Below are 21,937 nucleotides of genomic sequence, written 5' to 3'. Positions count from 1 at the left end.
CTGTATTCATCCCGGGTCCGTACAATGGTTTATTCTGCTGATGGTACCACAAATTGAGGTCTACAGAGGTTCTATTGTTCCGTTGCGTATTTGTATTGGTAGTCCGTAAGAATGTGATCTTCCTGGTCCTTGGCCAATTTTAATCGCTGCAAGGCATCATACTCGAAGAAGGTGCTGTATCCCCTAGGGTCGGTCATCTTGATCAGTCCAATAAGTAGGTTATACTCATAGGTAGTAACCATGGCATGGGGGATTTTGTTCCGTAAATTCTGCTCCTGCGCTTCGGTAAGGGTCTGTGTATTTGGTCTAAATTCTTCTAATTCGTTTATTCCCAAGGCATTCTCTATTTCTGTGCGTGTGGCATTTTCAATTTTCGCCAAAGGATATTGGCCCCTGTTGTTCCATAGGTAAAAGGTGCTGGTCCCATTGGCTTTTTGGGACTCCAACAAGGAACCGTCCGCATAGTAATCCAATACTACCCGATCCTCCAGGTGTGTAGTGGCCGAGCTTCCCTTGCCTATCTTGATCAATGTGGGCACTACAATACCTGGACTTAGTGCTTCAAAATCCGTAGATTGTCTTGAGATAAGGACCGGGGTGGTGGCATCCGGATCCCGTACGACATCTTGCCGTACAATCTCGCGTCTATTGTTCTTGTCCAATAGGTCTTGGGATCCGGCAACAACACCATCCAAGGGATAGTAGTTAGTGGTCTCAAAGGTCTTACCGTTGCTCTTTGTATGACGTATACGTCTGGGTAGATACTCTACCTCGGAATCGTATTCCGTAGTTTCGGCAGACAACACTTCTTTGGGGTCATTGGCCAAATCCCCAAAACGGCCGGTTTCGGCAACCAGAGAGACCCCTCCATAGGTACCTGCGGCCCCGCATAAACGCATTCTCAACGTACTGAAGTCATTTAAAATGGCCAAGTCATTTGGATCGGTCAATACGGGTACCAGACAACGGCCTCCTGAGGGTGGGCAATAGTAATTCCTATAATCGTAGGTCACATAATCGGTACCATCCGGATCAGTTCTTCGTTTTAGGACTACTACCTTATCCGAATCGTTGGCATCCGTATAGACCGCAATGCCTCGGGTCTTGGCCACGGTAGCCCCTCCAACGGAAGGCTCCGGTCCTTCAAAGTATTGGACCTCGGTTTGTGAGACCAGATGATTATCCTTATTGTAGCGTTTGGTATATTGAGGATTGCCGATACTTAGACTGGAGAAGTAGCTGTTTTCGTAGGGTGGGCTTGATCTTGGAACGGTACCACTTAGGCCACCGTAATATTCATAGGTCGTATGTCCCTCGGAATTGCCGTTCCCATCCAATAGCCTTTCCGTAACGGAACCATAGGTTACATAAGGTGCATCCCCCTTGGGAAACCCTGCCGTTCTAAGAATTTGTGCTATATCATTGTTATCAATATCCTTAAAGCCTTGGGTCTTTACCAGATTAGGTTCAAAGGAGACCTTACCGGTACTTCTTCCACCGACACGATAGCTATAGTCTTTGATACGTGCCACGGATCCAGCATCGGCGTAGTCCCGTATTTGTGCAATACGAATACCCCCAACCTCCCGGTTGGAGGAAAAAGTGGTAGTTACCTCTTGACTGATCCTTAGATCCGTATTCCCTGAGCTACCGGGATCTAGTAGCACAATGGCGGCATAGGACCCGGAGTCGAGATGGGTGGTAAGACTCGTGCCATGGCGCTCCGAATTAAAAAGGGCTGAACCTGCGACCGTATGGAAATCACAATACGTGGTATAGCGGTTTTCCGGACAAACCTCCACACCGTTCTTGATCCTACATTCCGAACCGAAATACTGGATATAGGCAATACTGTTGGCGTTATTGTTTTCTAAACTGATATCGTATTCCCCGGATTCCTCAATAACAAAGGTCGCAATTTTGATTTTGGGATCAAAGACCCCAAACGGATCATGGCAAAATCCCCCGTTGGTAAATAAATCCGGATTGGCCTGGGTATCGCTGTTGACATTCAACCCAAAAAAGTATACTGTAGCGGTATTGGAGCTGGATTTATAGATATCGTGCGACTCAAAGTCAAACTCCGTAAACCCTCCCGTAGGGTAATTGATTTTTTTGAGCAGGCCGATCCTTGCATAATTGGGGCTGAAATCCCTATTGGCTCCGGCAAGCGTGTTGTCACCTAGGGAATACTTGGGGTACAAAGTCGAGTTTTTAGGATTACCATCCGCGCCATCCGCGCCATTGTAGTAGCCCAACTTATCCATGCCTTTGGAATCCCTTGAGGGCAGGTCGTCCGGTCGGTCATATTCAAAACTATAGGCTTGATAGGTCTTTTCGTCGGTACCCTTTATTTGGAAACCGTTCAATTTGAGGCGAACGTCCATTCTGTCCTTACCCTCGGGTAGCGGACCATTGGGACTTACGGTAAGGCCATCCAAGTTAAAGTAATCCTGATTGTCAAAATAGATACTCCTTATGGGCTGTCCCAGATAATCCCGGAAATTCAGGCTTTCCAATCGGGTTTGGGTCAGTGCTTCGTTTACGTCCAAACGGTTCCCTAAGGTCACGGTAACCAGAGTACTCCCATTATTGGAAATACGGGTCAGGAATTGTTGGGATGTTCTGTATTGCGCACTGCCAGCAAATTGCTGGTTCGGCTTCCGATAAAAATTCTGTGTGGGCACAATTTTGGTAATGGCCGTTACCGCCGAAGAGGCCGGTTGCGGATCGGCCCAATATCCACTATCGGAGTAGTCAAAAACAAAATTGTCCTTTTTGTTGGAAGACTCTATTCGGGTCAAGAGCCAGGACGAGGTATACTGGTAATTTATGGCACCCGAACTCTCGGTATCGTTCCCGACGACTTCCGTGTCCTCTTTGGCTTCAAAATGATATATGGTGCCATCTTCATGCGTAATCTTCCAACTCTCTATGGGCTTTACAGTACCCGAACCTGTGGTCATTTCCACCTTGATCCGCGGGTTATTCAGTACTTTAGGGGTGTTGTTATCCGTTATGTCCACGACTATGGTCTCATTAATGCCCGGTACGTTCAACATATAGTAATCCGGTTCGGCGTCCGTAAAATTCATTTGGATATCCTTTAAAAAATTGAAATACACCAATGCGGCATCTTGATCGGGAAATCGATTGTTATTTTGGGAATAGCTATTGATCTTGTCGGATATACCAGGGGTGCTTATCGAACTATAGGAGCCCCCGGCAAAATAATCGTCCGGAAGTCCGTTGACCATGCGGGTAATTCTTCCTCCGAAGTTCAGGTTCCAGTTGAGTCCCACCCAAGAGGAAAGAGCCTCCACTTTTATACCCGAGGCATCATAAGTAAGGGAAATGGGAATATCCATCTCACGACCGGGAATAACATGAAGGGGAATGCTTATTTCCGGAATACCGGAATACTGGTTCACCGGGGTATTACCGTACTGGGCAAAGGCCGCAGCTTCTGGGGAAAGGGGTACCTTTACCAGTTTATTGACTTCTTCCTGATAGAAATCGTCTTCTGTCGGTTCTTGGGAAAACCCTAAGGTACCGAGTATTAACGCAACATAAAGCAATGGTCTGGTGTTCATGATTTTACTCGTTTTTTTATTTCTTTTGTTGAATTGAACCGATGTGTTCCAATCTTAAGATCCGTTTCTCCTGTTCCAGTATATAAAGTGTCAGCTCCTCGATCTTCTCCAAGAGCAGCTTGTTCATCTCACCAAGTTGGATGCCGTTGGCCTCTACCTCAGCTGCCGGAGGAATATGGATGAGATGGCCCTTTTTCTTGATGAAATTCTCCACCTCTTCCAAAGTGGGTAGATCATAGCCTTTGGCAAGGACATAATCGGGCCAGTCACCACTGGGCTGCACCTTGACCTCTTCGGTAATCAATTTACCTTCTATGGCCATTTCGTAGCCGTCAGGTACAGTAGCAACGCCCACGGCCACATTTCCACCCGTGTAATAAGCGGTGTCGCCATTGGTAGACCAAACACTGGATTCCAAACCGCTGTCCGGATCTTGATCCAAATCTGTTTCCGTATCCGAATCTGAATCCGTATCTGGGTCTGGGGCAACATTAAAATCCGGGAAGCCCAGGTTTTCGTTTATCAGGATATCTTGTTCCTCTGTTGTCAAGGCCCGGTTCCAGATCATTACATTATCAATCCTGCCCACAAAACTGCGTGTTTCGGAAGGGGTGGGCACATCATAGGAACCAATGGTGACATCCTTACTTGGGCTAACACTATGTGTGCCCGTATAAATCGTTTCCTCTACATCGATCGCGGAATTTATCCGGATAACTCTCTGCTCCCCTGATTTCCAGACACAGATGATCCTTGACCAAGTGTTCAGGGGAGCGGTCGTTGTACTAGTAAAATCCCTGCGGACACCATCGATATAGTTCCTGAACCTTATCTCATTTTCCCTGTTATAGGATACCGAGTAAACATTGTCCCCGATGTGTCCCCATCCCTTCTGCAGTATTACACTTACCCTGGATTGTCCATTGGCGGTCGGATAAATATCTACCATAAAGGTCGTCTCCGTTCCATCAAGATCTAGGCTCGGGGAACTGGGGATTACCGCCATGGTCGCCTGGGAACCTTCAAAGTTTAGGGCATTTCCTATATTGCCTTCCACTAGGGTTGCGCCGTTTATGCTACCGTTGTTGGCACCCAATTCATCGGTCACTTCCGTGGTGCTTTCCAACGCATATGCGGAAACCAGACCGTTCAGGAAACTGGAATACTCCGTGGTCTGGGCCATTAAACTCGCATGGAACAACAGGACAAGGGATGAAATGGTGAATAGGTCTATCTTTTTCATTTTTATAATTTTTACGATTGATTTCATTTGGTTTATTGTATTATCTGAATGTTTCTTGATTATTTTTTCCGTTGGGGATAGGACCCCACGATTTCCATTTTTAGGGTTATGCCCTAGTCCTGGATCGGCATGTTTCACGCAACGCACAAAGCCGTTACCCCTGAGCCTGTTAGGCCAAAAAGCCTTTCTTACCGGAGAGGTCATTTACCATAACCGGTATGGTAATTGACACCCAGTAATCCCGATGAAGAACATCTCCTGGGGGGATTGACTATATGAGTTTTTCAATCAGTAATTATGGAATCATATAGGAAAGCATCTGAATGGTCGAACAAAAAAGTCTGGCCTAAACAGACATCTGAATATGGCTTTTGAAGCCATATGGCTGGGGGAAGTTTTCATAGAAAATAAGTTAAATTGATATATGGTTTTGATTCTTTTCGTCTCTATTTAACTGTGTTTTCTAAGGTTTATTGTAATAAATGTAGATTTTATTCTACAAACTGAATTATTGTCGAATTATTTCGATGAAATACACTCTATACCTTACCCGTATTAAACCATATGCTAATGTCTGTTCTTATATTTTCTGTGCCGCATCACCAAATCCATTGATATCATCCAAACCATAATTTGTGGTCTTTTTGCTTTTCTTTCCGGATCATGGAGTAACTTTAGCTGTAAAACTTCGGTATGAAAAATACCATCTCTGAAAGGGTGGCCGATTTTCTCCAAAACTTCCCCCCTTTCAATGCATTGGAAAAATCGCAATTGGATGCGCTCTCCCAACAGGTATACATTGTATATTATGAAAAAGGTGGTTTGGTCTTTTCCGAGGACGAACCCCCCCATGATTTTTTTTATATCGTCCATGAAGGGGCCGTTGCCCTTCGAAAAACTGCCAATAATGAAATTGTGGACATTTGTGATGAGGGGGATGTTTTTGGTCTTCGGCCCCTAATGGCCCATGAAAACTACAAATTGGAGGCCCGGGCCCATGAGGAAAGCATCTTATACGGCATCCCGATCGCCATATTTAAGCCCTATGCCAAGGAAAATGAGGAGGTGGGAAATTTTCTTATCGAAAGCTTTGCGTCCAATACCCGTAACCCCTACTCCAAAGTACATAGGGGAAAACTCTACGGGAACGAAAATGCCCAAAGCATAAACCCTGAGGTAAAGTTGTTGGACCTACAACCTGTAAATTATTCCAAAAAATTGGTGAGTTGTACCGCCAATACTAGCATGAAACAAGTAGCTGAAACTATGACCAAGCATAGGATCGGATCCATATTAGTAATTGAAGATGAGCTACCTATCGGCATTATTACGGACAAGGATTTGAGAAATAAAATTGTTACAGGCCTCTTTCCTATAAACACTCCTGCATCAAAAATAATGTCCCGGCCCGTGATTACCTATCCCAGAAAAATGACCGTAACCCAAGCCCAAATGGCCATGATGAAAAGCAATATCAGTCACTTGGTGCTTACCCGTGATGGGACGCCCCATACCAAAGCCGTAGGTATTCTTTCCAAGCATGATGTGATGGTATCCCTAGGGGACAATCCTGCCGTATTGGTGAAGGCGATCAAACGCGCAAACAAATACAAACAGATAAAGCCGCTACGAAAAAGTATTCAACATCTTTTACAGGGATATTTAGATCAAAATATTCCCATGGGACTAACAGCCAAAATAATTTCCGAACTCAATGACACCTGTATAAAACAGGTTATTGCCATCTCATTAAAGAAAATGAGAAAACCGCCACCAGCCAAATTTGCATGGTTGTCCATAGGCAGCCAGGGACGTAGCGAACAACTGTTGCACACCGATCAGGACAACGCCCTACTCTTTGAAGATGTGGCGGAAAACCAGTTGCCCAAAGTCACCAATTATTTCTTGACCCTAGCCAAACATATTACTCATGGCCTTAAGATAATTGGCTTCGACTACTGCCCCGCAGAAATGATGGCGTCGAACCCCAAATGGTGCCTTAGCCAGCAGGAATGGAAAGATAAAGTGTCCCACTGGATCATCAATCCAGGGCCGGACGAAGTGCTCATGTCCTCTATATTTTTTGATTACAATGTTTCTTATGGGGATAAGGAAATAGTAAATGAGCTATCCAAGCATATTTTCCAATGCATGGAAAAATATCCCATTTTCTTTCTGCATCTGGCTAGCGGTGCATTGCAAAACCCAAGTCCGACTGGGTTTTTCCGTCAATTTTTGGTGGAACAGGACGGAGCACACAAGGATTTCTTCGATCTAAAACGGAGGGCATTGATGCCCCTTATCGATGCAGCACGGGTGCTTATTTTGTCCCATTCCGTCAAAGCGATAAGTAATACTTGGGAACGTTATGAAAAATTAGCGGAACTGGAACCTAAAAACAAAGAGTTTTATTTGGCCTGTTCCTACGCGACCAAGGCGCTTTTGAAGTTTAGGACAAAACAAGGGTTATTGCATCATGACTCCGGTAGGTATATTGCCTTGGAAAAATTGAACAAAGAAGAAAAGATAAAGTTGAAACGAACTTTTAAGACCATAAAGGAAGTACAGGAATTGCTTTCCGTTCGCTTTAAGGTATCTAATTTATTGGGGTAATGGGTCTTTTTAATAAAAAAAGAAGAAGCGATTTGCCTATGTTCTGGAAGGAATACGAAACTTTGTTCCAAAAAAAGCCAACGGAAAATCTGCAGGAAGTCCGCTTTGTGGTATTGGATACTGAAACTACCGGTTTTGATTATGCGAAAGACCGTATCCTATCCATTGGGGCCTTAACACTACAAAACGCAAAAATTAGCCTTGCCGATAGTTTTTCGGCCTATCTGGAACAAGAGGTTTATTCCGAAGAAACAGTTAAAATACATGGTATCCGTAAAGAGGGAAGAAATGATACCATTCCGGAAGAAGAGGCATTACAAAGGTTTTTGGCATTTTTGGGAAATGCGGTTATAATAGCCCATCATGCCCTGTTCGATATACATATGATCAATGCCGCCCTACAGCGATTGGATTTACCTGATTTAAAAAACCGCTATTTAGATACGGCTACCTTATATAAAAAAACACGTTTACGATCCAATCTATTACAGCAACAGGAAAACTACACCCTAGACGAATTAGCCGATAAATTCAATATCTCAAAAAAGGATCGCCATACAGCTTTGGGCGATGCTTATATCACAGCTATCGCCTTTCTTAAAATAATGGCAAAACTGCGGGAGAAAAGAGAGGTAACCTTAAAATGGTTATTAAAATAGATTAAGGATTGTTAAGGTATTCCAAGACATTTTTTTCTATCCGCTCCTGAATATTCTCTATATCCGCTTTTACAAAAGTCTCGCCCGTAATATTTTCATACAATTCAATATATCGCTCGGATACTGTTTGAATGTATTCATCCGTCATTTCAGGAACGACCTGCCCTTCCAATCCCTGAAAACCATTCTGTATCAACCATTGGCGGACAAATTCCTTGGACAATTGTTTTTGGGGTTCTCCCCTATCCTGCCGTTCTTGATATCCTTCAGTATAAAAGTAGCGCGACGAGTCCGGCGTGTGGATTTCATCGATCAGAACGATTTCTCCTTCCTTGGTCTTTCCAAATTCGTATTTGGTATCTACCAACAAAAGTCCTCTTCCGGCTGCAATTTCAGTACCCCGCTGGAACAACGCCCTGGTATATTTTTCAAGAACCAAATAATCCTCTTCACCAACAATTCTCCGTTTTAAGATATCCTCTCGGGAAATATCTTCATCGTGATCTCCTTTTTCGGCCTTTGTAGCCGGAGTGATTATAGGTTCCGGAAATTTGTCGTTTTCTTGCATACCCTCAGGCATAGGCACTCCGCAGAGGACGCGCTTCCCTTTTTTGTATTCCCTTGCCGCATGACCTGAAAGATAACCTCGAATAACCATTTCAACTTTAAAGGGTTCACAGGCGTGGCCCACAGCTACATTCGGATCAGGACTGGCCAACAACCAATTCGGAACGATGTCCTGCGTGGCCTCCATCATTTTGGTTGCTATCTGATTCAAGATTTGGCCTTTATAGGGAATGCCCTTGGGCATAACTACATCAAAGGCCGAAAGTCGGTCAGTGGCCACCATAATTAATAGGTCCCCTTCCAGTGCGTACACCTCACGGACCTTTCCCTTGTAGATACTTTGTTGACGTGGAAAATTGAAATTGGTGGTCGTAATTGTGTTGCCCATATCCCTATTAATTTTGATGTTCTATGTTCTTGTAGGCATCAATTACTTTTTTGACCAATTTATGTCGGATAACATCCTTATCGTCCAGATAGATCATTTCTATCCCTTTTACGTTTTTAAGAATAAGTAGGGCCTCCTTTAGACCGGAAATCACCCTTCGGGGCAAATCTATCTGTCCCGGATCGCCAGTAATCAAAAACTTGGCACTTTTACCCATTCGGGTCAAGAACATTTTCATCTGGGCATGCGTGGTATTCTGGGCCTCATCGAGAATTACGAATGCATGGTCCAGGGTACGGCCGCGCATAAAGGCCATGGGTGCAATTTGTATGGTGCCGTTTTCAATATAATGTGCCAACTTTTCCGAAGGAATCATATCCCGTAGGGCATCATACAAAGGTTGCATATAAGGATCTAGCTTTTCCTTAAGATCTCCAGGTAGAAAGCCCAGATTTTCTCCGGCCTCCACGGCAGGCCTCGTTAATATAATACGCTTTACCTGCTTTTCCTTCAGTGCCTTTACGGCCAATGCTACTCCGGTATATGTTTTTCCAGTTCCCGCCGGGCCAATAGCAAAGACCATATCGTTTGCATTTACCGCATCTACCAGTTTACGTTGATTTGCGGTCTGTGCCTTGATGAGTCTTCCACTTACGCCATGTACCAGTACATCGCCACTCTTATCGGAGGATCTATAATCTTCCTCTGTGGTGCTGGTAAGCACCCTTTCAATTACGTTCTCGTCCAATTTGTTGTATTTCGCAAAGTGTGTGGCCAGCATATCAAAGCGCCGATCAAACTCCTCAAGTCGTTCTTCATCCCCGTATACCTTGATCTTATTGCCCCTAGCTACAATTTTCAACTGTGGGAAATACTTTTTTAAAATGTCTATATTCTCATTTTGGCGCCCAAAAAACTCTCTGGGGCTTATTTCGGTAAGTTCTAAGATAAGTTCGTTCAAAAATTATTGGTGTTTAAAGAATTAAGGGTAGGAAAATTATAATTTCGCTAGGCTGTTTTTTTGTTTAATTTTGTTCAACAAACTTAAGTAAAATTTCAGTTTGCATAACCAAAAACATATCAACATTGCTGCATGGCAATCATTACCCTTACTACAGATTTTGGACTAAAAGACCATTTTTCCGGCACATTAAAAGGTGCCATCTATAAGGAGCTTCCCGATGCTCAAATTGTTGATATTTCGCACCAGATAAGCCCTTTCAATATTCATGAGTGCGCCTATATCTTAGAGAATTCATATAAACATTTTCCAGAAGGGAGCATACATATTGTTGGGGTAGACGCAGAACCTACACAGGAAAATCAACACATTGCCGTTTTGGTGGACGGGCACTATTTTATAACCGCCAACACTGGGGTTATCGGTCTTATCACTTCCGAGATGAAACCCGAAAAAGCAGTGGAAATACATTTGCCGAATATAACTTCAGGGCCTTTTCCTACCCGGGATATTTTGGTCCAAGTGGCTTGCCATATTGCACGGGGAGGAACCTTGGAGGTAGTGGGTAAACCGTTTGATCAACTCAAGGAACTAAGGGATTTTTCGCCAAGAACAAGTGAGGATGGCAAAAGAATTACCGGTAGCGTTATTTATATTGACAACTATGGGAACGTTGTTACGAACATCCACGAAAAGTTTTTTTTGGGTTATAGGAAAGGAAGGGATTTTGAAATACAGGCAAGAACAACAAGATTAAAGGAAATACATGAAAATTATAGTGACATCATAAATTTTGAGCTTGACAAAAACAGGCGCAAAGGCGCTGGAGACCTGCTGGCCATTTTCAATTCTTCAGGCTATATTGAGCTGGCCATTTATAAAAGTAACCTAAGCACGGTAGGCGGAGCTTCTACCCTATTGGGATTGGACTATAGGGATACCGTAACCATTAATTTTCTCTAAATGTTGGTACGTATTGTAAAATTGACTTTCAAAAAGGAAAATATTGCTAGTTTTGAACGGATTTTTGCCGAGACCCAACAAAAAATACAGAGTTTTAAAGGTTGTTCACTATTGGAACTCTATCAGGATATCGACAATCCCACTATATTTTTCACCTACAGTCACTGGGAAAATACCAAATATTTGGAGGACTATAGAAAATCTGATCTTTTTAGGGAAACCTGGAGCAAGACCAAGATCCTTTTTGACGCAAGGCCGGAAGCTTGGAGTATCTCCAAAAAGAATATGGTAAACTAGGTATATGTTGGCAATTTTTAAAAGAGAAATACAATCTTTCTTTACCTCTCCCATAGGTTATATGGTCATTGGATTGTTCTTTTTGCTCAATGGTCTTTTCCTATGGGTATTCAAGGGCCCTTTCAATATTTTTGAATATGGTTTTGCGGATTTAGGAAACTTTTTTCTTTTGGCACCTTGGATATTCTTGTTCTTAATTCCGGCCCTGACTATGCGAAGTTTCTCAGAAGAAAAGAAATTGGGAACATTGGAACTGCAACTCATTAAACCGATAACCCATTGGCAACTGGTTATGGGAAAATTTCTTGGAACCTTTGTTTTGGTATTGGCCATTTTACTACCCACCTTCTTCTATGTGTATACAATTTCACAACTGGGTGTTACCATCGGAAATCTGGATATGGGATTGATTTATGGATCATATATGGGCCTTCTGTTTTTGGCGGCCGTTTACAATGCCATTGGCTTGTTTACTTCGGTCTTGACCGAAAATCAGATTATCGCCTTTATTCTTTCAACCGTATTGTGTTTCTTAATGTATTATGGTTTTGAAGCTCTCGCCACTGTATTCCCGAACGGTAAACTGGGGCTATTTATCAGGGAATTGGGCATGAAATCCCATTTTGAAGGTGTGGCCAGGGGAGTCCTGGATAGTAGGGATTTCATTTATTTCATAAGCGTTGCGGGATTCTTTTTACTATGGGTCGTAGTTCAACTTAAGTACGGAAAGCGATAATGGGCAAGAGTGCTACATCCATTATAAAAGGGGCTATCCTGTTGATAGTCGTAAACATTCTTTCCAGTTTTTTCTATACCCGTTGGGATTTCACGGAGGACGAAAGATACACCCTATCCGGCCCCTCGATAAATGCCGTAAGCGGTTTTAAAAGCCCGGTCATCATTGATATTCTTTTGGAAGGAAATCTTACCCCCGAATTTTTGAGGTTAAAGACCGAAACAAGATCCATTTTGGAGGAATTTGCGGAAGTAAACCCCAATCTAAAATTTAACTTCGTAAATCCGCTGGAAGGGGAAGGGCAAATTGATGGTGTCATAACCGACCTTCAATCCCTTGGGCTTACCCCCACACGGGTCACCACAGAGGACAACACATCCGTTTCCCAGGACATTGTTTTTCCTTGGGCCATGGTGAATTATAGAAATGCCACGGTAAAAGTGCCCCTTCTAAAAAATAAGTTAGGTGCCACCGCCGAAGATCGTATTAACAATTCGGTACAACATTTGGAATACGCCTTTGCGGATGCCTTTACCAAGATTGCGCTAAAGGAAAAGAAACGGATAGCCGTCATTAAAGGAAACGGGGAACTGGAGGACATCTTTATTGCAGATTTCCTATCCACTATCCGGGACTACTACAATCTTGGAGCCATTACCCTAGATTCGGTTGCACCCGATCCGCAAAAGACACTGGATGACCTTAAACAATATGATCTAGCATTAATCGCAAAACCTACGGAAGCCTTTTCCGATGAAGAAAAATACATCCTGGATCAGTTTATTGTAAATGGCGGAAAATCGGTTTGGTTGATTGATCAGGTAGCCATGGAACTGGATAGTCTTTTCAATGAAAAAGGCACGGCCATGGCCCTACCCAGGGATTTAAACCTAAACGATTTTTTCTTTAACTATGGTGTCCGTATAAATCCTGTCCTGGTCAATGACCTGTATTTTACGCAGATTGTTTTGGCTAGCGGAGAAGGCAATAATTCCCAATACGAGCCAGTTCCCTGGTACTATAATCCCATGGTATTCTCCCAAAACGACCATCCTATCACTACTAATTTGGAAGCCTTGCGATTTCAATTTTCAAACGCCATGGATACGTTGGCCAACTCCAATACCAAAACTATACTCTATAGTAGTTCGCCCCTTTCCAAAATAGAGGGCACACCCAAACAGATTCGCCTGGATATTTTGAACACCCCTCCGGACAAGGATTTGTATACCAATGGAAACAAGGCATTGGCCGTCTTAATCGAAGGGAAATTCAAATCAGCCTTTACCGACCGCGTAAAACCAATTAAACTTGAAGGAACCCTGGAACAAGGAAATGAAAATAAAATGCTCGTCATTGCCGATGGTGATGTTATAAAAAACCAACTGCAAAATGGAAGGCCCCTTGAATTGGGTTATGATAAATGGACCAATAATTTTTATGGCAACAAGGAATTTTTGGTGAACGCCTTCAATTACCTGTTGGAGGATACCGGACTTATAAACATCCGCAACAAAAAAGTAGCCATTCCTTTTTTAAACACTCAAAAAATAGCAGAGGAAAAAATGAAATGGCAGCTAATAAATATAGGTGTTCCCATACTGCTGACGCTAATTTTCGGCTTTGTTTTCAACTACTGGAGGAAACGAAAATATGCCTCCTAGCTGTTGATAAGTTTGTTTCGGTAAAAAATACATTTAAAATATCTTTGTTTGATTGCCATTGGTCCATAGTTGCCCCGTTCAAATAGGATAGGGAACAATTTCTATAACATATCGTAAAGTCAGTGGTCTAAAAGTAAAAAAACAGCGAATGAAATTTATAGTATCCAGCACTTATCTCTTAAAGCACCTACAGGTGTTGGGCGGAGTAATCAATAATAGCAATACCCTGCCCATCTTGGATAATTTTCTTTTTGATCTAAAGCAAAATGAATTAACAATCTCCGCTTCCGACTTGGAAACCACCATGAGTTCCGTACTACAAGTGGATTCGGAAAACGAGGGTACTATAGCCGTCCCGGCACGACTGCTACTGGAAACACTAAAGACTTTTCCGGAACAGCCCTTAACTTTTGTTGTTGAGGATAACAATACTGTGGAGATAAGTTCCAATCATGGCAAGTACGCCTTGGCATATGCGGATGGCGCTGAGTTCCCAAAAGCAGTAGAACTGGCAAATCCAAGCTCCACAATCGTTATGGGCGATGTTCTGGCCACGGCAATTTCTAAGACCATATTTGCTGCCGGAAACGATGATTTACGACCTGTAATGAGCGGCGTTTTTTTTCAGTTTTCATCGGAGAACCTCACTTTTGTTGCCACGGATGCCCATAAATTGGTGAAGTACCAACGTTCCGATGTATCCGCATCCCAAGTAGCGGAATTCATTATGCCCAAAAAGCCGTTAAATCTCTTGAAGGGAATTTTGGCCGGAAGCGAGTCCGAGGTAACCATAGAATACAATGACAGTAATGCCAAATTCAGTTTTGAAGATACAGAACTGATATGTAGGCTGATCGATGGAAAGTATCCAAATTACGAGGCGGTAATACCTAAGGAAAATCCCAATAAACTGACCATCTCCAGAAATCAATTTTTGAGTTCCGTCCGTCGGGTTTCCATATTTTCCAATAAGACAACACACCAGATACGGCTAAAAATTGCCGGAGCCGAATTGAATATATCCGCAGAAGATATTGATTACAGTAATAAGGCCGAGGAACGGCTTACCTGTTCCTATCAAGGTGATGATATGCAAATAGGCTTTAATTCCCGTTTTTTGACCGAAATGTTGAACAGTCTCGGTTCGGATGATGTATCCCTGGAAATGAGCCTGCCCAATCGTGCCGGAATCCTTACCCCGGTAGACGGCCTGGACGAAGGAGAAAACATAACCATGTTGGTAATGCCGGTAATGCTGAATAACTAATTTAGGACCACATCTAAAAAAAGGCCCTTTGGAATTCCAAAGGGCCTTTTTACTTCCTTCCTTATGATATCACGAAAAAAACCGAAAAGTCATGAAATAGCTTGGAGATTCACCGTTGCTGGCCTTAACGGCATTCACTATAGGGAGAACAAAACTCACTATTCCAATAAAAATGAGTGATAGAATTCCCAATCCAAATAGTAGGATAGCGGGAATGCTAATGATGATCAAGAGAATAATACTTAATTGAAAATTGATGATGGCCTTTCCATGTTCATCCATTCCAATGACTTTATCCTTTGAAGTCAACCAAATGAAGAGTGGTACGATTAGTCCTCCAAAACCGGTGACATAAGTGAGTAATTGTGATAAATGTGTGATGGCCAGTAAAGAATTATCACTCCGTAAGGCCGCTTTCTGATTTACGATTTCCATTTTTTTAGATTTTTTGATTGATGTACCTATGTGACGCGCAAAATGTACTTTTGTTACAAAATTGGTGCTCCGTTGCACCTATGGGCCGAACGAGAACCTAATCTTTTGAATTTACCTAGCCCCTGTTCCATTTTGACTATTTTTGCAAGAAATTAAACCAATGCTATCCGATGACACCATAATAGCTTTGGCGACACCTTCCGGGGCAGGTGCCATTGCCGTAATCCGTATTTCGGGAATGGAAACCATTGGCCTATCCGCAAAACACTTTCGCTCTGTTTCGGGAAAAGACCTAGCTGAGCAAAAGAGTCACACCATCCATTTGGGACACATAGTAGATGGGGAAAGAGTGCTGGATGAAGTCTTACTATCCGTATTTAAAAATCCACATTCCTATACCGGGGAAGACGTAATTGAGATTTCCTGTCATGGCTCTCCCTATATCCAACAGGAAATCATTCAGTTGTTTATTAGAAAGGGCTGCCGAATGGCCCAAGCAGGAGAATTTACGTTACGGGCTTTTTTGAACGGAAAAATGGATCTTAGCCAAGCAGAAGCCGTGGCCGATCTTATTTCGTCCGAGAATGAAGCCAGCCATCAAATCGCCATACAACAGATGCGCGGTGGTTTTAGCCATGAAATCCAAAAATTACGGGAAGAGCTGTTGAATTTTGCTTCACTAATCGAACTTGAATTGGACTTTTCTGAGGAAGATGTGGAATTTGCCGATAGGGATCAGTTTAAGGAATTGTTGAGCAGGATTCAGCTTGTTCTGAAGCGTCTGATCGATTCGTTCGCGGTGGGCAATGTCATTAAAAATGGGATTCCGGTGGCCATTGTAGGGGAACCGAATGTGGGTAAATCCACCCTACTAAATGCGCTATTAAACGAAGATAGGGCACTGGTATCGGAGATTCCTGGCACCACTCGGGATACCGTTGAGGATGAAATCAGCATAGGCGGAATCGGTTTTCGCTTTATCGATACGGCCGGGATACGGCAGACCAAAGATGTGGTTGAAGGTATGGGGATTCAGCGGACTTTTGAAAAGATAGGTGCGGCCCAGGTAATCCTATATCTTATTGAAGCGGTAAAATTCAACGGACAGGGTACAAGCTTTAAGTCGGAGATTAAAAAATTAAAGAGCAAATACCCCCGGACGCCTTTGGTTGTTGTGGCCAATAAAATGGATTTGCTGGATGCGGAAGGTGTTGACCAAATTAAAAATGAAATCGGGGATGCGCTCTTGTTATCCGCCAAAAAAAGCACTGGCGTTGAAGCCTTAAAATCCAAACTGCTTGAATTTGTAAATACCGGGGCACTAAGAAACAATGATACCATTGTTACCAACTCCCGTCATTACAATGCACTTCTAAAAGCACTGGAAGAAGTGGAGAAGGTACAGTGGGGCATGGAAAATGGAATTTCAGGAGATTTATTGGCTATTGACATCCGCCAAGCCTTGTATCACTTTGGTGAAATAACCGGTGAGATTTCCTCGGACGATCTATTGGGGAACATCTTCGCAAATTTTTGCATCGGAAAGTAATAGATACCATCTTATCAAGACCGTATAGAATAGTCGAAATATGTCCATATTTGCTAAATTTCATTAAAGCAAGTATCTTTATGCTAATAAAATTTAAAAAAATGAATATTAGTTTTACTGAAAAACAGGAAAAATACATTGCCAGGCAAGTGGCCTCTGGTGAATATCAGAACAACAGTGAGGTGATTCGTGATGCACTACGATTGCACGAGATTTATCGCGAAAAGGTTATTGCTGATTTAAGGGCTGAGATTGAAAAGGGACTAAACAGTGGTATAAGCAAGCGGTCGGTAAAAGACATTATCGAAGATAAACGCAAATCACGGAAAACCGCTTGATGGCAAACGACGAACTTAAATCCTTTTTATTAACCTATGCGGCCGATGCGGATTTAGATGAAATCTTTGAATATACAGAAGCTGAATATGTTTTTAATCAGGCAGTGAAATATTTATCTGATTTGGATAATCTGTTTGAACGTTTGGTGAAGGACCCCAATCTTGGAAGAGAGCGAAAAGAAATTAAAAAAGGCATTCACAGTATTATTGAACAAGAGCATATCGTTTTCTATGAAATAAGAAAAGACTATATTCTAGTCGCTAGGATACTTCATGGTAGAAGAGATATTCCTAAATTTATTAAATGACAAAGTTGAAAGCTTAAACTATGGGAGCCGTTTCGAGAAAACAATATCTAGCTGCAACGAGGCGTCTTGAAGAATTAATCAACATAGTTGATGACAATACCCCAATAGATGACCCATTGCAAAAGAATTTCTTAAAGTTTCAGATATTATTGAAGAATATGAGAGCATTCACTATCCAATGGAAGACCCAAATCAGTAATTGTGTAAAACAAAATCCTATCAAAAGAAAACAAAAGTTCTCACCGATTTCTCCACCTTGAACGCCCCTAATCAACTGTTTATGGGCATTGTAAAATATTGCATCGGGAAATAAAAAGAGGCTATCTTATCCCAATCTGGTAAAGGAGGTTAGATATTGGAGAAACCTAGAACCTTGTCTTCATAAGTTTAATCTAACTAGGCAGACAATAGGTAAAAAGTAATGTTACAACAAGAATCAATTGTAAAATCTTGTCCCACCAGCATCCGTTGATAGTCGTTGGATTTTTATGGACGCAGAAACATAATGGTCCACAATGGCCTCTATTTGGGATTTATCCATAACCTATCTTTGATTTTTTAATGATCGGTACAACAATTTGAATCTTCACCGTGCCAGTAGCGGCGGTTATAGAAGTGAAGCAAAATCAAGCCTGCAGTAGGAAAATAAATGACCTCCTCGGCCAGGTGCCAAAAAGCCAATTTTTCATTTGCAATGATAATGGTTAACAAGCCCCATAGAATCCAAAAGGTGTAGACAATCCATTTCTTTGATGTATTTTTAGCCGACCAGTAAACTGCAAGAAAAGAGAGTAGTAAAAAAGCAACGTCCATAAAATCCCACCAAACAGGATGGCCTTCCGCGTAGAGCTCGATGTTGGCATGAGCCACAAAAAGAAATGGTGTGGCCAAACAGTGCAGTAAACAAAGACCACTGGCAAAAATCCCTATCCAATCCGACTTATGGATTACATTTGCTATAGTCATTAATAATTAGGTTTAAATTTTCCCTTTTAAGGATACCCTTGGACAGCTTTTAGAACAAAGGAACCTGAATTTTGGCAAATGTAGGGCAAATTTTTAATGCAACATAGTTGCATTTATTTTTATTTATATTTTTGTGAAAACATTCAAATGGTCAAAACCCTCAATTTGGCATACGCCTATGAAAATGGAGAGGAACTCAAATTTCCAAATATTGAGCTCGTTCCAGGGGAACACTTTCTGGTGATTGGACCATCTGGTGTGGGAAAGACCACCCTTTTATATCTTTTAGCGGGGCTTTTACCGCCGTTGCGCGGTACAATATCCGTTGCCGGAACGGATTTGAATTCCTTGACCCGCAAGGAGATGGACAAATTTAGGGGCAATCACATTGGTGTGGTTTTTCAACAATATCATTTCATCAAATCCTTAAATGTCTCGGATAATCTTAGATTGCGGCAAAGTTTCCCCAAAAACACAAACGATACAAAAAGAAGACATGAACTTACAGAAAGATTGGGACTCACGGCATATCTTAATGAGAAAGTCACGAGATTAAGTCAAGGACAACAGCAGCGACTTTCCATTGCGTTGGGTTTGATTCACAGGCCTAAGATTATCCTGGCCGATGAACCTACTTCCAATTTGGACGATGTGAACTGTGTAAAGGTCATTGACCTGCTCAAGGAAGAGGCCAAAATTTGTAAAAGCAGCCTTTTGATCATTACACATGACCTCCGGGTAATGACCCATTTTCAAAACCGAGTGATGTTATGAAGCTCAGCTATCTTGCCTATAGAAATATGGTTTCCAAACCACTCAATCTTTTTTTGAGCCTTCTCTTGTTGTTGTTGAGCGTTTCATTGGTCACTTTCGTAATCCAGGTAAGCAAGCAGTTGGACGGACAGTTGAACAAAAACATCGCCCCTTTTGATATGGTGGTGGGTGCAAAGGGAAGCCCTTTGCAACTTGTTTTATCCTCGGTACTCCATATAGATGTACCCACTGGAAATATTAAGTTGAACGAAGTCGCTATCATCCAAAGGCATCCTTTTATCCAGACTGCAATTCCTGTTTCCTACGGGGATAACTATAAAGGCTATCGGATTTTGGGTACGGAGGTTAGGTATCTGGACCTTTACAATGCCCAGTTAACAGAAGGAAGACTATATGAAAAGTCTTTTGAAGTGGTAGCAGGGAATACCGTTGCCCAAAAGCTGGGTCTTAAGATGGGAGACAGCTTTGTTAGTTCCCATGGGTTGGCTTCTTCGGGTGGTGAAGCCCACGAGGAACATCCTTTTGTAGTGACTGGAATATTGAAATCAACGGGAACGGTGGTAGACCAGTTACTGATTACCAATCTCGAAAGTATCTGGGAAGTCCATGATCATGGGGAAGATGAACATCACGAAGAGGGTGACACTCATAAAGAGGGTGACACTCATGAAGAGGATGACAATCACGAAGAGGAAGTTGAAACTTTAGAGGAACATGACGCCGAAAAAGAGATAACGTCATTATTGGTCAAGTTCAAGAGCCCTTTAGGAATGGTGCAATTACCCAGATTCATCAATGAGAATACCTCTATGCAGGCCGCCTTGCCAGGTTTTGAGGTTCAGCGACTAATGGGTCTGTTAGGTTCCGGGGTGCAGACGGTAAATGGTATTGCCTTGGTTATCTTATTGGTTTCAGGATTAAGTATATTTATAAGCCTTTTAAAGACTATTCGTGAAAGAAGGCAAGAACTTGCGTTACTCCGGATTTATGGGTTGCGAACGGGGCAATTGCTAAGGTTGGCCCTTTTGGAAGGATTGCTTTTGGCTATCATTGGCTTTTTGTCCGGGTGGTTTGTGGGACGTTTCAGCATTTGGGCCGTATCGCTCTATACACAAGACTCCTATGGCTATGGGCTACAAATCACGGGACCGGATAAGATGGAGCTATTCTTGTTCGGCGTTACCATGGCTATAGCCCTTATGTCGGCCTTGTTGGCATCGCGCTCTATATTTAAACTAAACGTAGCTAAAACATTATCAGATGCGTAATTCGATTTTAATATTTTTGTTCGTAACTTTTTCCTGCTCTTTGACCAAGGCACAAGAAAAATTGACCTGGGAAGATTTTGCCGATGTCAGTTTTGAACCTGTATATAACGAGAAGTACGATGTAAACTTTTTGATGCCTAAGTTTGGTGAGAAGATACAATCCTATCAGGGCAAGCAAGTTAGCATTATAGGATATTTTTTGGATATTTCCGGTAGCGGTGAGATATTTTTGGTATCTCAAAACCCTATGGCCTCCTGTTTTTTCTGTGGAGCAGCCGGGCCGGAGACCATTGTTGAAGTCGATTTTAAAGAAAAACCATCTTTTAAGACCGATCAAATAGTGATCGTCACCGGAATACTCCAATTGAATGCCAATAATGTAGATCATTGCAACTATATCCTGAAAGAGGCCGAAGGCCAATTGGTGAACTAAAATAAAATGCGAATATTTCTTTTCATAGTAGGCTGCTGGATAGGGTTGGATACCAATGCACAGACTGTTTTGGGTTGGTCCGACCTCTCCGAGGGAATTTCTTGGGAAGTACCCTCACCGGAAAATATCTTTCCAGGTTTTCAAGAGGCAAACTTTTCACCTAAAATGAAGGCATTGGAAGGAAAAAAAGTGGTAATCACGGGGTATCTGTTGATCTTGGATAGTCAACAATCCATATATCTCCTTTCCAAAAATCCAATGGCTTCCTGTTTTTTCTGTGGTAATGGAGGACCAGAAACAGTATTAGATTTAACGTTTGTGGAAGAACCATCCTTTGTGATGGACGAATTGCTCTCGGTAGAAGGGATATTGTATTTGAACGAGAGTAATCCGAACGCCTGTTACTATCGGATTGAAAATGCCGATGCTATAAGTTTCAAATAAAGCGACCTAGTGATGAAAAAAGAAGGCTACGAACGACTCTTGAAACAGAAAGGATTAAAAAAGACCAAGATTCGCATAGCACTGATCCAACATTTCATAAATATGGAGCATGCACAATCCTATAACGATTTACAAGCGGCATTTGTGGAAGAACTGGATAAGTCTACCTTGTACCGAAACTTGGCAAGCTTTGAGCAAACGGGTATTATACATCGCATAGACGACCATTCCGGAATGGCCAAATATGCGTTTGGAGAATCTTCGATGAAAGGCAATGAACATGCTCATTTTGTATGTGAATGTTGTGAAACCGTATATTGTATGGAGGAATCGGTCCCTATACAACCTATTGTTCCAAAAGGGTTCCAGACAAACCAAGTGCAGACCATTATCAAGGGGATTTGTGCCAATTGCTGAACGCGCCGACAAGCATGAATATCGCAATAGCAATCCATTCTTCTAAGTGGAAAC

General features: G+C 42.3%; 21 protein-coding genes. 15 read left to right on the top strand and 6 right to left on the bottom strand.

What is annotated here, in order from left to right; genetic code table 11:
- Positions 1-71: 71 nt before the first annotated feature.
- Entirely contained in the window at positions 72-3,593 is a 3,522-nt protein-coding gene (locus tag ACP2AF_RS14095) for a hypothetical protein (RefSeq protein WP_425236795.1), read from the bottom strand.
- A gap of 16 nt (positions 3,594-3,609) precedes the next feature.
- Positions 3,610-4,836 (bottom strand): LamG domain-containing protein, encoded by a 1,227-nt coding sequence (locus ACP2AF_RS14090; protein WP_425236794.1) that lies wholly within the window; start codon positions 4,834-4,836, stop codon positions 3,610-3,612.
- 693 nt (positions 4,837-5,529) lie between these two features.
- Between ACP2AF_RS14090 and ACP2AF_RS14085 the strand changes: the two genes are divergently transcribed.
- Together ACP2AF_RS14085 and ACP2AF_RS14080 are read left to right on the top strand one after the other, a co-directional pair.
- On the top strand, positions 5,530-7,449 hold the full coding sequence (locus tag ACP2AF_RS14085) for a DUF294 nucleotidyltransferase-like domain-containing protein (RefSeq protein ID WP_425236793.1): 1,920 nt from the start codon (positions 5,530-5,532) through the stop codon (positions 7,447-7,449).
- Entirely contained in the window at positions 7,449-8,108 is a 660-nt protein-coding gene (locus ACP2AF_RS14080) for a 3'-5' exonuclease (RefSeq protein ID WP_425236792.1), read from the top strand. The genes ACP2AF_RS14085 and ACP2AF_RS14080 overlap by 1 nt, the downstream gene beginning before the upstream one ends.
- A 1-nt stretch (position 8,109) precedes the next feature.
- On the opposite strand, the gene ACP2AF_RS14075 is transcribed toward ACP2AF_RS14080, so the two are convergent.
- Together ACP2AF_RS14075 and ACP2AF_RS14070 are read right to left on the bottom strand one after the other, a co-directional pair.
- Positions 8,110-9,063, bottom strand: coding sequence for a phosphoribosylaminoimidazolesuccinocarboxamide synthase (locus ACP2AF_RS14075; protein ID WP_425236791.1), 954 nt, complete (start codon positions 9,061-9,063; stop codon positions 8,110-8,112).
- 7 nt (positions 9,064-9,070) lie between these two features.
- Positions 9,071-10,024, bottom strand: a complete 954-nt coding sequence (locus ACP2AF_RS14070; RefSeq protein ID WP_425236790.1) for a PhoH family protein — start codon at positions 10,022-10,024, stop codon at positions 9,071-9,073.
- A gap of 132 nt (positions 10,025-10,156) precedes the next feature.
- Between ACP2AF_RS14070 and ACP2AF_RS14065 the strand changes: the two genes are divergently transcribed.
- The 5 genes from ACP2AF_RS14065 to dnaN all read left to right on the top strand — a co-directional run bounded on the left by ACP2AF_RS14065 (position 10,157) and on the right by dnaN (position 14,951).
- A complete protein-coding gene (locus ACP2AF_RS14065) occupies positions 10,157-10,987 on the top strand; it encodes an SAM hydrolase/SAM-dependent halogenase family protein (protein WP_425236789.1) in 831 nt (276 codons plus the stop codon).
- On the top strand, positions 10,988-11,284 hold the full coding sequence (locus ACP2AF_RS14060; RefSeq protein ID WP_425236788.1) for a putative quinol monooxygenase: 297 nt from the start codon (positions 10,988-10,990) through the stop codon (positions 11,282-11,284).
- A 4-nt stretch (positions 11,285-11,288) separates the two neighbouring features.
- Positions 11,289-12,020, top strand: coding sequence for a gliding motility-associated ABC transporter permease subunit GldF (gene gldF / locus ACP2AF_RS14055; protein ID WP_425236787.1), 732 nt, complete (start codon positions 11,289-11,291; stop codon positions 12,018-12,020).
- Positions 12,020-13,684: a gliding motility-associated ABC transporter substrate-binding protein GldG gene (gene gldG / locus ACP2AF_RS14050; protein ID WP_425236786.1), complete on the top strand. Its 1,665-nt coding sequence runs from the start codon at positions 12,020-12,022 to the stop codon at positions 13,682-13,684. Before gldF ends, gldG begins: the two co-directional genes overlap by 1 nt.
- 148 nt (positions 13,685-13,832) lie before the next feature.
- Positions 13,833-14,951 (top strand): DNA polymerase III subunit beta, encoded by a 1,119-nt coding sequence (dnaN, locus tag ACP2AF_RS14045; RefSeq protein WP_425236785.1) that lies wholly within the window; start codon positions 13,833-13,835, stop codon positions 14,949-14,951.
- A gap of 69 nt (positions 14,952-15,020) precedes the next feature.
- Here dnaN and ACP2AF_RS14040 read toward each other — a convergent pair whose 3' ends face one another.
- Entirely contained in the window at positions 15,021-15,386 is a 366-nt protein-coding gene (locus tag ACP2AF_RS14040) for a DUF4870 domain-containing protein (protein ID WP_425236784.1), read from the bottom strand.
- Positions 15,387-15,546: 160 nt separating this feature from the next.
- Here ACP2AF_RS14040 and mnmE point away from each other — a divergent pair, with 160 nt between their 5' ends.
- The 3 genes from mnmE to ACP2AF_RS14025 all read left to right on the top strand — a co-directional run bounded on the left by mnmE (position 15,547) and on the right by ACP2AF_RS14025 (position 17,581).
- A complete protein-coding gene (gene mnmE, locus ACP2AF_RS14035) occupies positions 15,547-16,935 on the top strand; it encodes a tRNA uridine-5-carboxymethylaminomethyl(34) synthesis GTPase MnmE (protein WP_425236783.1) in 1,389 nt (462 codons plus the stop codon).
- A 101-nt stretch (positions 16,936-17,036) separates the two neighbouring features.
- Positions 17,037-17,273, top strand: a complete 237-nt coding sequence (locus ACP2AF_RS14030) for a type II toxin-antitoxin system ParD family antitoxin (protein ID WP_425236782.1) — start codon at positions 17,037-17,039, stop codon at positions 17,271-17,273.
- A complete protein-coding gene (locus tag ACP2AF_RS14025) occupies positions 17,273-17,581 on the top strand; it encodes a type II toxin-antitoxin system RelE/ParE family toxin (RefSeq protein ID WP_425236781.1) in 309 nt (102 codons plus the stop codon). Before ACP2AF_RS14030 ends, ACP2AF_RS14025 begins: the two co-directional genes overlap by 1 nt.
- 558 nt (positions 17,582-18,139) lie before the next feature.
- On the opposite strand, the gene ACP2AF_RS14020 is transcribed toward ACP2AF_RS14025, so the two are convergent.
- Positions 18,140-18,547, bottom strand: coding sequence for a MerC domain-containing protein (locus tag ACP2AF_RS14020; RefSeq protein WP_425236780.1), 408 nt, complete (start codon positions 18,545-18,547; stop codon positions 18,140-18,142).
- A gap of 147 nt (positions 18,548-18,694) precedes the next feature.
- Between ACP2AF_RS14020 and ACP2AF_RS14015 the strand changes: the two genes are divergently transcribed.
- From ACP2AF_RS14015 to ACP2AF_RS13995, 5 genes are read left to right on the top strand one after another with little or no spacing between them, the layout of a single operon-like run.
- On the top strand, positions 18,695-19,321 hold the full coding sequence (locus ACP2AF_RS14015) for an ATP-binding cassette domain-containing protein (protein WP_425236779.1): 627 nt from the start codon (positions 18,695-18,697) through the stop codon (positions 19,319-19,321).
- Complete coding sequence (locus ACP2AF_RS14010) at positions 19,318-20,589, top strand: ABC transporter permease (RefSeq protein ID WP_425236778.1); 1,272 nt, start codon at positions 19,318-19,320, stop codon at positions 20,587-20,589. Before ACP2AF_RS14015 ends, ACP2AF_RS14010 begins: the two co-directional genes overlap by 4 nt.
- Positions 20,582-21,022: a hypothetical protein gene (locus ACP2AF_RS14005; protein WP_425236777.1), complete on the top strand. Its 441-nt coding sequence runs from the start codon at positions 20,582-20,584 to the stop codon at positions 21,020-21,022. The genes ACP2AF_RS14010 and ACP2AF_RS14005 overlap by 8 nt, the downstream gene beginning before the upstream one ends.
- Positions 21,023-21,028: 6 nt before the next feature.
- Positions 21,029-21,466: a hypothetical protein gene (locus tag ACP2AF_RS14000; protein WP_425236776.1), complete on the top strand. Its 438-nt coding sequence runs from the start codon at positions 21,029-21,031 to the stop codon at positions 21,464-21,466.
- Between the two features lie 12 nt (positions 21,467-21,478).
- Complete coding sequence (locus ACP2AF_RS13995) at positions 21,479-21,883, top strand: Fur family transcriptional regulator (RefSeq protein ID WP_425236775.1); 405 nt, start codon at positions 21,479-21,481, stop codon at positions 21,881-21,883.
- Positions 21,884-21,937: the final 54 nt, after the last annotated feature.

It is taken from the genome of Ulvibacterium sp., assembly GCF_965248315.1.
In the GTDB taxonomy this organism is placed as follows: Bacteria; Bacteroidota; Bacteroidia; order Flavobacteriales; family Flavobacteriaceae; genus Ulvibacterium.
This window is presented reverse-complemented; position numbering and strand designations above follow the sequence as displayed.